The sequence below is a fragment of the Mesorhizobium sp. L-8-10 genome, assembly GCF_016756635.1.
In the GTDB taxonomy this organism is placed as follows: Bacteria; Pseudomonadota; Alphaproteobacteria; order Rhizobiales; family Rhizobiaceae.
The window spans coordinates 7,583,705-7,596,636 of record NZ_AP023263.1 but is presented as its reverse complement, the minus strand read 5'-3'; the positions used below and the strand labels follow the sequence as shown (position 1 = coordinate 7,596,636).

Genomic DNA, 12,932 nt, shown 5'->3' with positions numbered 1-12,932 from the left:
CCTGCTTGTGCCCACCGGGGACGTCGGCTCTCCAACTTCGGCTACCATATGTCCTGCCTGTCGAGCAGCGTGGCGGCACGGATCATCGCCGAGGTTTGACCAGTTCACGCACCAGCAGGACTGTAAGGACGACGTGCAGTATGACCGCCGGCCAAAGAAGAATGCCTGCGCGCGCGCCCTGCAGATCGATGCAGGCGAGATAGGCCGCGACCGCCCCGCTGTAGACCAGCATGCCGGCGAGCGGCGGGCCGGGCCAGCAGGCGATCCCGAGGCCTATCAGGGCGATGCCGGCGACACGGGCGACAGGGACGGCGATGCCGGACAAGTCCTCGCCGAGCAGCAGCACCGAGACGAGCGACGGCGCGACGAAAAGCGCGGCACCGGTCAGGGCCTCGCCGATGGCGGCGACCATCAGTGCGTTGTTCATAAGCCTGCCGGTCATCGAATGCCTGCGCCTCCGCGCCGCCGCCCGCTGCTACTTCGCCGCAGTGACTTCCGGCGCGAGCGCAAAGTCCAGCCTGTCGATCGTGCCGGTGAACCTGAACGGCACGTCGTAGCGGTACTCCACCAGCGCCACGCCGGTGCGGGTGTCAAGACCGACGTCGAAGGTTTCGTCCTCGGGGAAGGTGATCGGCGTAGTGTGCTCAAGGCTGTTCCTCGCCACTTCCTTGCCGTCCACAGAGAGCACGCCGGTACCACCCTTGCCGAGACCCGGCTCGTCGGGCTTGAACTCGAAGACGATCGTATGCTTGCCCGCCTCCAGTTCCGGGCCTTCCCATGCAGTTCGCTTCAGGTCGAGCAGGTTGTAGAGGAACACCACCTTGCCGCGGCCGACGCCGAACTCGCCTTTGCTCAGGAACAAGCCGTAGCCGCCGAAGCGGCCGCCGTGGGTGACGATCATACCTTCGGCGCCGCCCTCGGGAATCTCGACCTGCGCGGTGATGGTGTAGCCCTTGTTAAGGATGCTCGGGGCCGCCGCCGCCGGCACGTCGGACAGCACGCCTCGGTAGGTGAACTCTGTCCGCCCCGCCGTCAGGCTCGGGCGCGGCGTGTTCCAGCGCGCCAGGGTCGAGTTGTCGAGCGGCAGGACATTGTACTTTGCAGCCTCGACGTAGAAGAGATCCTGCAGTTCCTTCAGCTTTTCGGGATGCTGGGCGGCGAGGTCGCTCGCCTGGGTGGGGTCGTCGGCGACGTTGTAGAGCTCCCAGTTGTAGCCGGTGGTCACGTCGGGCGGGGTCGCCGTGCTCAGTTCCCAGGGCAGCGTCACCGGCGTCGTCGCTGCAACCCAGCCGTCGTGATAGATCGCCCGGTTGCCGAGCATCTCGAAGTACTGGGTCACGTGCGTCGAGGGCGCGTCGCCATCGTCCTTGCCCCATGTATACGCCATGCTGACACCCTCGACCGGGGCCTGCCCGATACCGTCGATTGTATCCGGCTGGGTGATACCGGTCGCTTCCAGGATGGTCGGCACGATATCGATGACATGGTGGAATTGGCGGCGAATCCCGCCGACGTCGGTGATGTGGCCGGGCCATGACATGACGACGCCCTGCGCGGTGCCGCCGAAATGCGAAGGGACCTGCTTCACCCATTTGAACGGGGTGTCCATCGCCCAGGCCCAGCCGGCCGCGAAGTGCGGGAAGGTTCGCTCCGACCCCCAGAACGGATACCAGAGGAACTGGTCCTTCACCGGAACGGGAACGCCGTTGAAGGTGGTGAATTCGTTCGGCGTGCCGTTGAGCATGCCCTCGGCGCTCGCGCCGTTGTCTCCGCCGATGTAGATGATCAGCGTGTTGTCGAGCTCTCCCAGGTCGTCGACCGCCTGGACGACGCGGCCGATCTCATGGTCGGCATAGGCGAGGTAGGCGCCATATATGTCGGCCTGGCGGATGAAGAGCTTCTTTTCCTCGAAGCTCAGCGAATTCCACTCCGGCAGGTCCTTCGGCCAGGGCGTCAACTGCGCGTTTTCGGGCATGATGCCGAGCCGCTTCTGGTTCTCGAAGATCTTCTCTCGCACCGTGTTCCAGCCTTCGTCGAAGAGGTGCATGTCGCTGATTTTCTTGATCCATTCCGGTGTCGGATGGTGCGGGGCGTGTGTGGCGCCCGGTACGTAGTAGATGAAGAACGGCTTATCCGGGGCGAGTTCCTTGAGCTGCTTCATGTACTGGATCGCCTCGTCGGCCATCGCGGTCTCGAGGTTCCAGCCGGGATTGTCGAGATAGGGAAAGATAGGGGTCGTGTTGCGGAACAGGTTCGGCTGCCACTGGCTCGCGTCGCCGCCGACGAAGCCGTAGAAGTACTCGAAACCCATGCCGTTCGGCCATTGGCCGAAGGGCCCGGCCTGGCTCGACTGGAAAGATGGCGTGTTGTGGTCCTTGCCGAACCACGACGTGGCGTAGCCGTTCTCCTTCAGGATGGTGCCGATCGTTCCCTTCTCGATCGGGATGATGGAATCGTAGCCCGGATAGCCCGTCGCGATCTCGTTCACCACGCCGAAGCCGACCGAGTGATGGTTGCGCCCCGTAATGATCGCCGCCCGAGTCGGCGAGCATAGCGACGTCGAATGGAAGTTCGTGTAGCGCAGGCCCGCATTGGCTATCCGGTCCATCGTGGGCGTGGGAATGACACCGCCGAAAGTGCTCGGTGCGCCGAAGCCCTGGTCGTCGGTCATGATGAGCAGCACGTTCGGCGCGCCTTTCGGCGGCACGACGCGCGGCGGCCACCAGGGCGTCGACTCGGAAGCCTTCTCCCTGATCTCGCCCCCGAACCTGGGATCTGGCGGGGGAAGCTGGCGCCCGTCGATGGTGGTTGTAGCCTCCGGCGAACCGAGCTTGCCGGTGACTTCCTGAGCAAATGCGGCCTGGTGGGCGAGCGCAAGGGTCGCTGCGGTGGCCGTGGCTACAGCGAAATGCCTGACAACGTTCATGTCGTGGTCCCCTTTCGGCTATACTGGCGATACCAAGAATATCGAGGGGCTAAGCCTCTGGATTGGCATTTGGCGCCAGATTACAATGCCGTCGGCCTCACATCGCCGCGGGCAGTCCACGGAGCGAAATGCCGGTCACCATTCCCTTGATCCGCGGGTTCGCCCTCTTTCCGACACTTGGCTGGGTGGCGAGCAAGGGAATCCCGATCGAAGACGCATTGAAGCAGGCCGGACTGCCGGCCGACCTTGCCGCCGATCCGTTCCGCCCCATTCCCCTCATACAGGCTGCAGCCCTGTTGCGCACGGCCGCGCGCCGGTTCGGCCCGGACCTGCCCTGCCGCGTCCTTGCCCAGACCAGCAACCTGGAGCTTGCACTGATCGGCAAGGTGGCGCTCGGCACGGGAACGCCGCGGGATGCGATCGACCGGATCCGGGCGGCCCTGCCTTTCTATTCCTCGCACGAAGTCCTGTCGACGGAGCGGCGGCAGGGGGCGACGATCGTGCGCGAACAGCTTGCACGTCGCTTCGACGGCGAGACCGCGCATCTCCTGTTTCAGTACGCGGCCGCCATCATCGACAGGATCTGCGGCATGACCGGGGCTGCGCCGCACCGCTTCACGCGAATCGAGATGCCGGCCCATCCGACAGCCGGGCTGGCGCATCTTGTACCCTGGTTCGGCGACGGGATTAACGCTGCGAAGGTGCGCGGACTGACGATCTGGATCGATGACCGGATCATGGACCGCCGGTTCACCGGCATAGCCCGCGATCGCGTCGAGGGTCGTCGGTTGACAGCGACCCATCCGCTGCGGGGCGATGGAACTCTGTCGTCGGCGGTGGCAACGCTGCTTGCTTCCATGGTCGACTGCGACGAAGCTCCGTCGATCAGTCGGCTGGTGGCCGCGGCCGGCACGAGCGAGCGTAGCTTCCAGCGTCAGCTCAGGGCCGAGGGGACGAGCTTTTCGGAACTTCTGTCGGAGGTCCGCCGCACCGAAACACTCAAACGGCTGAGCGAACGTGGCAATACCATCGCTGCCATCGCAGCGGAATTGGGTTATTCCGATCAGGCTTCATTCACGCGGGCTTTTCGGCGTTGGACAGGAAGCTCTCCCGGTCAATTCCGAGCGAGGACGTCATGAAGTCCAACGCTTGGCTTGGGCCAGGAAGGGTGCATGGCCCGCTCGGGATGGAAGCTACCACCTTCGACCCGCCGGCGGATATCAAGGACCGCCTGATGCAGGCTCACGATTTCGACGGCAGCCCCGCAGCGGTCTCGCCCCGCGACGGATGCGGCTACCGCAAGAAAAAACAGCGGTCTATTTGGTCCGCTACCACACGAATTCACTTCCAGCATCGCGGTGACCGACGATCCGTCGGAACCATGCCTAGCCGCTAGGCGCGCTCCAACGCCCAGATGCGCAACTCATTCTTCTGGACCTTGCCGACCGAATTGAGCGGCAGTTCGGATACGATATGAAGCCGCTCGGGGAACTTCTGGCGCGCGAGGCCAAGCCGCGTCAAGTGAGCGGTCATGTCGGCGAAGGTGAAGCTTGCACCCGGTGCCGGGATGACGAAGGCCACCACCATCTCCCCGCGCTCCGGCTCGGGAACGCCGACGACCGATGCCTGCTTGACGGCCTCGTGCCGGGCCAGCGCGTTCTCGATCTCCAGCGGGCTGATGTTCTCTCCCTTGCGGATGATGATGTCCTTCTTCCTCCCGGTGATCTGGATGAAGCGGCCGGACACGAGCCGGCCAAGATCGCCCATGCGGAAAAAGCCGTCCTTCGTGAAGGCGCCGTCCTCGTCGGCCGGATCGAGATAGCCGATCAGCATCTGCGGAGCCTTCACCACGATCTCGGCGCTCTCGCCCTCGGGCACCGGCTCGCCGGTCTCCGACAGGATGCGGATTTCGCTGGCGCATTCGCCGTCCGTGTCGGCGCGTAGCATCGCCTCCTCGCGCGTACGGATTCCGGGGCAGGCAAGCGGCACTTCCGTCGAGCCATAGGCGCGAGAGACGGTCGCATGCGGGAAGCGCTCCAATCCGCGGCGCACCAGTTCGGGCGGCACGCTGGCTCCGCCGCAGATGAAGCGCCGCAACCCCGGAAGGTTCGATCCGGCCCGCTCGGCCGCGGCGATCAGCCCGGCGAGGAACGGTGTGGCGCCGGCCATGAAGGTGACGCCTTGGCGGTCGATCAGCTCGACCGCCCGTTCGGGAGCCCAGCTGTCGGCCATCATCGCGACGCAGCCGGTGATCCACGGGAACTCGAAGGCGTAGATCGAGCCGCCGATGTGGCCGATCGGGGAGGCAACGAGGAAGACGTCTCCCGGCCCGGTCGACCAGAACCGTGCCGTATGCCGGGTCATGACGTCGATCGTCGCATGGCTGTGGATCACGCCCTTCGGCCTGCCGGTGCTGCCGGAGGTGAAGAGCACAAGCTTGATGTCGTCCGCGGGCGGAACCTCGGGATCGGCCGGCTCGTGGCGGACGAGTGCCGCGAAATCGTCGTTCGATTTGCCGTCGCCGCGCACGGTGAAGACATGCAAAGGATGCTCTTCGACGCCCTCCATCAGTGCCGGGTAGTCCATGCCTCGGAATTCCCGAGGCACAAAGGCTGCCTTGACGCCGCAGACGGGCAGGATCGTACCAAGTTCGGCTTCCCGGTAGATCGTCAGCAGGGGAATGATGCGAAATCCGAACAGCGCTGCCGCAAGGTTGACCACGCAGGCCTCCCACCAGTTCGGAAGCTGGAAGGCGATCGCGTCGCCGCGTTCGAGACCGCGCGCCTTGAGCGCGCCGCCGAGGCGCAGCGACAGATCGAGGATCTCGCCGCGCGAGAAGTGGCGTTCGCCTTCGATGACGATGACACGGTCGGGGTCGGCCTGCGCCTTCTCCAGTGCGACGGCGCCGAGAGCACGGCCCTCGCCGGGCAGGGTTCGGCCTGAGGCACGCAGGGAATTGAGGCGATCGTCGAGCGGGTTCATGCCGGCATCTCGGGGTTCAGGAAGTCAGGTCTTTGAGCCGCGGCCCGAGCGGTCTTGCATCTCCGCCTTCATCGCCGCCACCCTGCGGCGGTGTTCATCCGAGCGCACGGTGACCGACTCATAGGCGATCCCTGCGTCCATCAACGCGTGGGCGATGCGCTTCAGCTCGAGGTTCATCGTGGTCTTGGTCCAGCGGATCGCCTGCACCGCGCCGCCGGACAGCCTGTCGCAGAAGACGTCGACCCGCGCGTCGAGTTCGGCAGCCGGCACGGCGTGGTTGATCAGCCCCATCGCGGCCGCCTTCGGTGCGGGAATCAGGTCGCCGGTGAACAGATACTCCTTGGCGCGGGCGAAGCCGATGAGTTGCGGCCAGATCACGCAGCCGCCGTCGCCCGCGACCAGCCCGACCTTGACGTGCGGATCGCCGATTCGGGCGGTGTCGGCCGCGAAGATGACGTCGCAGAGCAGTGCGATGGTGGCGCCGAGGCCGACCGCTGCACCGTTGACCTTGGCGATCACAGGTTTCTCGATGTCGAGCAGCGAAAAGACGATACGCTTGGCGTCGGCGGCCTCGCGGTCGAACTCGACGGGATTGGCGATGCACTCCTCCATGCGGGCGAGGTCGCCGCCGGCGGAGAAGGCGCGGTCGGCGCCGGTTAGCACGATCACGTCGGAGCCATCGTCGGCCGCGGCGAAGCGCAGCGCGTCGACGATCTCGATATGCATGCTTGCGGCGAAGGCATTGAGTACCTCCGGCCGGTTGAAGGTGATGGTGAGGATCCGCTCCCGCCGCGACAACAGCAGGGTGGTGAACTCCGGCAGGCCACTCATGAAGCGCCCCACCGCCTGACGAAGAACTCGGTCATGTTCGCAGCACTTCCTCCCATAGCGGCCCGCAACAGCCTCGCCCTGTAGGTCCACCGGTGCAGCGGGTGTTCCAGCGTCAGGCCCATCGCCCCCATGAACTGGTGCAGGTCATAGATCACCTTCGTCGATGCTTCCTGACCATAACCGATGGCCATCGCCGCGTCGCCGGCATCCTGCGTCTGCGCTGCCCTGAGCGCCAGCCAGCGGGTGGCCTCGATCTTCGTCGCCGAGGCCGCGAGCCGGTGCTGGATCGCCTGGAAGGCGCCAAGCGGGCGGCCGAACTGATGGCGCTGGGTGACATGGGCAACCACGGCGTCGAGCCCGCCCTTCAGGACGCCTGCCAATTCGGCCGCGAGGGCCGTCCGCCAGGCCGTGCGCACAAGTTGCGGATCGTCGTCGATCTTGCTCCACGCGATCCGCGCGCCGGGTGCCAGCCGGCCCATCGGATAGGCATAGAGGCTATCGACCGGCTCGAAATCTCCCGCAGCAACCGCGGCGACCGAAACGGCGTCGGTGCCGATCATCACCAACGACCTGGCCACCGGCAGGAAGGGCACCGCCCGGCCGGCATCGCGGTCGATCACGGCCACGGGACGCGGCAGGGATTGCCCCCAGCGCGACCGCAGCATCGAGGACGCCGCCGCCTCGACCAGCACCGGCAGGCCGGCCAGGCGGCAGGTCATCGCCGCCGCGGCGGTGAGCCCCAAGGTGGGTTCGAGCGCGCAGTCGAAGAAGCCGTTGTCGGCGAGCAGCGAATCGAAGGCATCGGACCAGTCGAAACGCGACCAGTCCGGCGACGCCTTCCAGCCGGCTTCCGGCGCCTCCGTCATCTGGTCGAGCACGGCCAGGAAGGCGGCCTGGTCCTCGTTGGGCGCGAAGCGCATCAGGCGTCTCCGTTCGGCAGGTCGAGCCAGCGCCGGGCGATCAGGCCGAGCTGGATCTCGGCCGCGCCCGCCGCGATACCCGTGACGATCGCCCGCTCATGGTGGGAGAGGAACGCGGGGAAGGCGTCGCCGTCGAAGGCGTCGGGCAGGAATTCCATGCCGAAATCGGTTACGGCGTGGTCGGCCTCGGCGACCGCGACGCGGGCGAGGCTCGCCTCGGCACCAAGCTGTTCGCCGCGCGCGCGCTTGTCGACGGTGCGGTAGACCAGCAGCCGCGCGGCTTCGCAGGCCGCCGCCGCGGAACCCGCGCGTGCCTGCACGACCGGGCTTGCCGCCGCGCCGCGCCGCCGCAACTCGCCGACCATCTGGTCGAGCACGCGCGCGGACAGTTCGTAGCGTGGAATGCCGACCCGTTCATTGGCGAGCGAATAGCCGATGATCGACCATGCCTGGCCTTCCTCGCCCAGCCGCGCGCTCGCCGGCACGCGGACATCGGTGAAGAAGGTCTCATGGATGTCGCCGTGGCCGATGAGGCTGGGGATCGAGCGCACCTCGATGCCCGGTATGGACATCGGCACCAGGAAGATGGCGATGCCGGCCTTGCCGCTGCCGGCCTCGCCGGTGCGCGCGAGCAGGAAGCAGTGGTGCGCCAGGCCCGCATAGGAGGTCCAGATCTTGGAGCCGCTGATGACGTAGTCGTCGCCGTCGCGCACGGCGCGGGTGCGCAGGCGGGCGAGGTCGGAGCCGGCATCGGGCTCGGAAAAGCCCTGGCACCAGATCGCCTTGCCGGCCGCCATCTCCGGCACGTAGCGCTGCCGCTGCTCGGGCGTGCCGAAGCGCATCAGCGTCGGCCCGATCCAGTTGACGTTCATGTACTGGGCACCGCGCGGCTCGCCGGCGGCCCACATCTCCTCGCCGAGGATGAAATGCTCCCAGGGAGGGCGATCCTCGCCGCCCCATTCGCGCGGCCAGTGAGGGACGAGAAGCCCCGCCTCGGCGAGTCTTGGACAGAATTCCAGGCAGAACTCCGTCTGCTCCCGCGAGCCGGGCCCGTGGCGCGAAATCTCCGCCCAGCGGGCTGGCAGTTCACGCTTCAGGAAGTCGCGGACGCGCGAGCGAAACGCCCGATCCTCATCCGTCCAGTCAAAGTCCACCGGAAACCTCGTTTCCCACGTTATGAGACGACCGGTCTTCGCCGGGGTTGGCAAGAAGGTTGCGGCGGGAAGTCGATCATGTCAAGCTGAAAGCAGCAAGATGGCTGGATGGATGCGGATGCGATGGCAAGCCAACGTCTCGGGGGAGTTCATGGCGATGATTTTGAATGTTCCATATAATGGGACTATACTGTACGCAGCGCCTGGGCTAGGGTGGCTTCTTCCCCCGCCCGGCGCCGGCCCGCGCCACGGGCGTGATGGCGTGACCGCGAGGCCGATATGCAACTGAACTTCACCGTCGAAGACGACGTGTTCCGCGCCGCGGCACGGGAATGGCTTCTGGCCAGTGTGCCGGCTGCTCCCCCACCGCATGATGGTCCGGCCGCGCGTGCCTACGCGCTCGCCTGGCTCGCGCGCTGCCACGCCGGCGGGTGGTCGGGGATAAGCTGGCCCAGCGAGTATGGCGGTCGCGGCCTTTCCCCGGAGCGGCTGATCATCTGGTATGAGGAATATGTCCGGGCACGCGCGCCATCCGTGCTCGACTGCACCTTCGTAGCCTTGAACCACGCCGGACCGACGCTGATCGCGTGCGGCTCGACGGAACAGAAGGCATTTCATCTGCCGAAAATCCTGACCGGCCAGGTGATCTGGTGCCAGGGCTTTTCCGAGCCCGGGGCCGGTTCCGATCTTGCCTCGCTCGCCACTACCGGCCTGGTCGAAGGCGATCACCTCGTCGTCAACGGCCAGAAGATATGGAGCAGCTTCGCCGATGTCGCCGACTACCAGGAACTGCTGATTCGCACCGCGCCCGGATTCCGGCGTCACCAGGGGCTGTCGTGGGTCATCTGCGACATGAGGAGCCCAGGCATCACAGTGCGCCCGATCGAGAACCTGGCAGGCGCAACGCACTTCGCCGAAGTCTTCTACGACAATGTGCGCATTCCGCTGTCGAATGTGGTGGGCGACCTTCACGATGGCTGGCGGGTGGCGATGAACACGCTGTCCTTCGAACGCAAGACAGCGGCGGTCGGCCTGCAACTCGACCTTTCCGTCAAGGTCGAGGACCTGATCGCGCTGGCCATGCCCGCGCCCGGCTCAGCCATGGCCGAGCGGTTGGCGACGCTGCGGGCCGAAGCAGCGTCCCTGCGCGCGATGACCTACCGCACGCTCCTGCGCGAACCGGCGACGGCATCGGACGGATCGTTGGTGCGGCTCTGCTTCGCCGAGCTTGCCCAGCGCGTCCATCGCGCGACGATGGACGTTCTCGGTGCCGAGGCCCTGATCGCCAGCCAGGCCACCCACGATTACCTGGAATCCTACAGCGAGACGATTGCCGGCGGCACGGCAGAGATCCAGCGCAATATCATCGCCGAGCGCATCCTTGGCCTGCCGCGGGTCAAGGCAGCATGACCTGCGACCTCAACCGCTCCGAGGACCAGCGGCAAATCCTCGATACCGCCGCCGCGATGCTGGAAGCGCAGTATCCCGTATCGCGGCTGCGCCGGCGCGATCCAGATGATCTGTCCGGGCTGGCGGCCTTCGGCGCCTTAGGGCTGGCTCTGCCCGAAGCGCAAGGTGGTGCCGGCTTCAGCCTTGCTGAGGAAGCGCTGCTGCACGTGCTGCTCGGCAGACATGTCGTCTCGACCCGCGTCCTGGCGGCCGCGGTCGGTGCGCGGCTGTTGACATCGACAGGCGATGGCCTTGCATTCGAGGTGATCGCCGGCGGGACGGCCGTCTGTGCCGCTATACCCGTCGGCGGCGATATGCTGCTTGTCGATCGCAGCAGCGCGAGCCTCGCACTCGTCTTCGACAACCGCAGGCTGGCGCTGGTCGAGATCGGCGATGCGGCAGGCAGGCAGGAGACGGGCCTTGGACGGTCGATCCCGGTCGAGCGGCTCGGGGCCGGCAGCGGCCGTACCGTCGCCACGTCGAGCGATGACGGGCTTCTCGGCGTCGCCGACCTCATGATCAGCGCACAGCTTCTCGGCATTGCCGAGGGCGCGCGCGATCTCACCGTCGCCTATGCACAGATGCGCCACCAGTTCGGTCAGCCGATCGGGGGCTTCCAGGCGGTCAAGCACCACTGCGCGAACATGGCGATCGCCGCCGAGACCGTCTCGGCGCAGCTCGACATGGCCGCGCTCGCCGCGCGTGACGGCCGGGACGACGCATCGTTCCAGATCGCTGCACTTCGACGCCTGGCGACCGCGGCGGCGCTCGGCAATGTCCGTACGGCGATCCAGGTCCATGGCGGGATCGGCTTTTCGGCCGAGGCCGATGTCCACCACTATCTCAAGCAGGCGCACCTCTTGTCTCGCCTCGGCCAGCCGGCCGACCTGCTGGCGCTTCCGGCGCCGCTCGCGCCCCACACCAGCCTCTCGGAAAGGGATTGACCATGCATGTGGCGGTCATCACAGGCGCTTCCAGCGGGATCGGGCTGGCGACGGCAAAGATGTTCGTGGAGGCGGGCATCGCGGTGGTCGGCGTCGCGCGAGATGCCGGGAAGCTCGCCGCGATGGAGCGTGCTCTTGCCGGCGGGCCTGCGCCGGTGGCAACGCTTGCCGTCGACGTGCGCGACGATGACGCGCCGCGCCGGGCCGTCGACCTCGCGGTCGAGCGGTTCGGCCGGCTCGATCATCTCGTCAACAATGCGGGCATCGGCAGCCCCAAGCCGGTGCATGAGACCGACGACGAGACGCTCGACTACTTTCTCGACGTCATGCTGCGCTCGCCCTTCCGTTTCTGTCGCGAGGCCCTGCGCGTGCTGGCGACGCCTGGCACCATCGTCAACGTCAGCTCGACCTATGCGCTGCTGGGCGGTCTGCGCGGTGGCGCCTATTCGGCCGCCAAGGGCGGCATCAACGCGCTGACCACGCACCTTGCCTGCCAGTACGGCTCGACCGGCATCCGGACGAATGCCGTGGCGCCCGGCGTCGTCGCCACGCCGATGACGATGGGCCGCATGGACGACGAGCGCTTCCGGCGCATGAACGTGGACATGACGCCATCGACGCGGATGGGGCTTGCCGAGGATGTCGCCCAGGCGATCTTTTTCCTGTCGTCGCCGGCATCGGCCTGGATCAATGGCCAGGTGCTGGCCGTGGACGGGGGCTGGAGCACCACCAAGTTCCTGACAGAGGAAGCGCTGTCGGCCGAGCGGCGGCCCGTCACGCCGGACTGGTCGCATTCGGGCCGGCCGCGCGGTGAAGGCGCCGGATAGATATGCCCGTAGGTCCGGGAGGCGCATCGACTTGACCGCGCGGCGGCCGTGCACGTAGAGCGGATGACCCCGCCGCGCACGGGCCGCCCGAACAGACCGAGGACGAGATGGGAAGTCGCGACCAGTCGCCCACGGAGGGCAATACCGACGGAACCCAGGCGATCCGGCGCGCCGCGGCCATCCTGCGCCGGCTGGGACGCGGCGGCACGCAGGGCGCCAGCCTCGCCGACATCACCCAGGCTGTGCTGCTGCCGCGTTCGACGACGCACCGCATCCTCAAATGCCTGGTCGACGAAGGTCTGGTTCGGCACGATACCGAACGGCGGCGCTATTTCGTCGGGCAGTTGACCTACGAGCTCGGGCTGACGGTCACCGGCAGCGCGCTCGAAGTCGCGAAGTGGCGGGTCGCGGTCGACCGCGTCGCCCAGCGCACCGGCGTTACGGCCTACCTGTTGAGCCGCAGCGGCATCGAGGCTGCGTGCGTTCTCAAGACCGAGGGCAACTCGGTCATCCGCGTCATCCCGGTGGAGGTCGGCCAGCGCCGCTTCCTCGGCGTGGGGGCCGGTGCGACAGCCTTGCTCGCCGCGCTCGACGAAAAGACGCGGGAAAACATCATCCGCACGATCGAGCCCTACCTGCCGGCCTATTCGACGCTGACGGTCGACAGGATCCACGACCTCGTCGCCGAGACACAGCGGATCGGCTACACGGTCAGCCGCGGCAACGTCGCCAAGGACGTGGTCGGCATCGGCATGGCGATCCCCAGCCCCGGCTCGACGCCGCATCTGGCCCTGAGCGTCGCGGGGCTCGCCTCGCAGGTCGACGAGCGCGGCGTTGGCGTCTGGGCGCAGGTGCTGAGGCAGGAGATAAATGCCGTGCTCTCGCGGGAGGGGTAGGGG

11 protein-coding genes are annotated in these 12,932 nt (G+C 66.8%); 5 read left to right on the top strand and 6 right to left on the bottom strand.

Going from position 1 to position 12,932, the window contains the following annotated elements; genetic code table 11:
• Positions 1 to 82: 82 nt before the first annotated feature.
• On the bottom strand, positions 83 to 442 hold the full coding sequence (locus tag JN280_RS35375; RefSeq protein WP_244742563.1) for a hypothetical protein: 360 nt from the start codon (positions 440 to 442) through the stop codon (positions 83 to 85).
• Between the two features lie 33 nt (positions 443 to 475).
• Positions 476 to 2,926 (bottom strand): arylsulfatase, encoded by a 2,451-nt coding sequence (locus tag JN280_RS35370; RefSeq protein ID WP_202308840.1) that lies wholly within the window; start codon positions 2,924 to 2,926, stop codon positions 476 to 478.
• Between the two features lie 128 nt (positions 2,927 to 3,054).
• Between JN280_RS35370 and JN280_RS35365 the strand changes: the two genes are divergently transcribed.
• Positions 3,055 to 4,065 (top strand): helix-turn-helix domain-containing protein, encoded by a 1,011-nt coding sequence (locus JN280_RS35365; protein ID WP_202308839.1) that lies wholly within the window; start codon positions 3,055 to 3,057, stop codon positions 4,063 to 4,065.
• A gap of 253 nt (positions 4,066 to 4,318) precedes the next feature.
• Here the strand turns inward: JN280_RS35365 and JN280_RS35360 are convergent, their stop codons facing one another.
• The 4 genes from JN280_RS35360 to JN280_RS35345 are packed head-to-tail and all read right to left on the bottom strand — an operon-like array spanning position 4,319 to position 8,813.
• Positions 4,319 to 5,908, bottom strand: coding sequence for an AMP-binding protein (locus JN280_RS35360; RefSeq protein ID WP_202308838.1), 1,590 nt, complete (start codon positions 5,906 to 5,908; stop codon positions 4,319 to 4,321).
• Between the two features lie 24 nt (positions 5,909 to 5,932).
• The gene (locus tag JN280_RS35355; protein ID WP_202308837.1) at positions 5,933 to 6,739 is read right to left on the bottom strand and encodes an enoyl-CoA hydratase/isomerase family protein; all 807 of its coding nucleotides are present in this window, start codon (positions 6,737 to 6,739) and stop codon (positions 5,933 to 5,935) included.
• Positions 6,736 to 7,659 carry an acyl-CoA dehydrogenase family protein gene (locus JN280_RS35350; RefSeq protein WP_202308836.1) on the bottom strand — a complete coding sequence of 308 codons (924 nt, stop codon included), beginning with the start codon at positions 7,657 to 7,659 and terminating at the stop codon, positions 6,736 to 6,738. The genes JN280_RS35355 and JN280_RS35350 overlap by 4 nt, the downstream gene beginning before the upstream one ends.
• Positions 7,659 to 8,813, bottom strand: a complete 1,155-nt coding sequence (locus tag JN280_RS35345) for an acyl-CoA dehydrogenase family protein (RefSeq protein WP_202308835.1) — start codon at positions 8,811 to 8,813, stop codon at positions 7,659 to 7,661. The genes JN280_RS35350 and JN280_RS35345 overlap by 1 nt, the downstream gene beginning before the upstream one ends.
• Before the next feature lie 279 nt (positions 8,814 to 9,092).
• Between JN280_RS35345 and JN280_RS35340 the strand changes: the two genes are divergently transcribed.
• The 4 genes from JN280_RS35340 to JN280_RS35325 all read left to right on the top strand — a co-directional run bounded on the left by JN280_RS35340 (position 9,093) and on the right by JN280_RS35325 (position 12,929).
• Positions 9,093 to 10,223: an acyl-CoA dehydrogenase family protein gene (locus JN280_RS35340; protein ID WP_202308834.1), complete on the top strand. Its 1,131-nt coding sequence runs from the start codon at positions 9,093 to 9,095 to the stop codon at positions 10,221 to 10,223.
• Entirely contained in the window at positions 10,220 to 11,206 is a 987-nt protein-coding gene (locus tag JN280_RS35335) for an acyl-CoA dehydrogenase family protein (protein ID WP_202308833.1), read from the top strand. Before JN280_RS35340 ends, JN280_RS35335 begins: the two co-directional genes overlap by 4 nt.
• Before the next feature lie 2 nt (positions 11,207 to 11,208).
• A complete protein-coding gene (locus JN280_RS35330) occupies positions 11,209 to 12,033 on the top strand; it encodes an SDR family NAD(P)-dependent oxidoreductase (protein ID WP_202315251.1) in 825 nt (274 codons plus the stop codon).
• 107 nt (positions 12,034 to 12,140) lie between these two features.
• A complete protein-coding gene (locus tag JN280_RS35325) occupies positions 12,141 to 12,929 on the top strand; it encodes an IclR family transcriptional regulator (RefSeq protein ID WP_202308832.1) in 789 nt (262 codons plus the stop codon).
• Positions 12,930 to 12,932 lie beyond the last annotated feature (3 nt).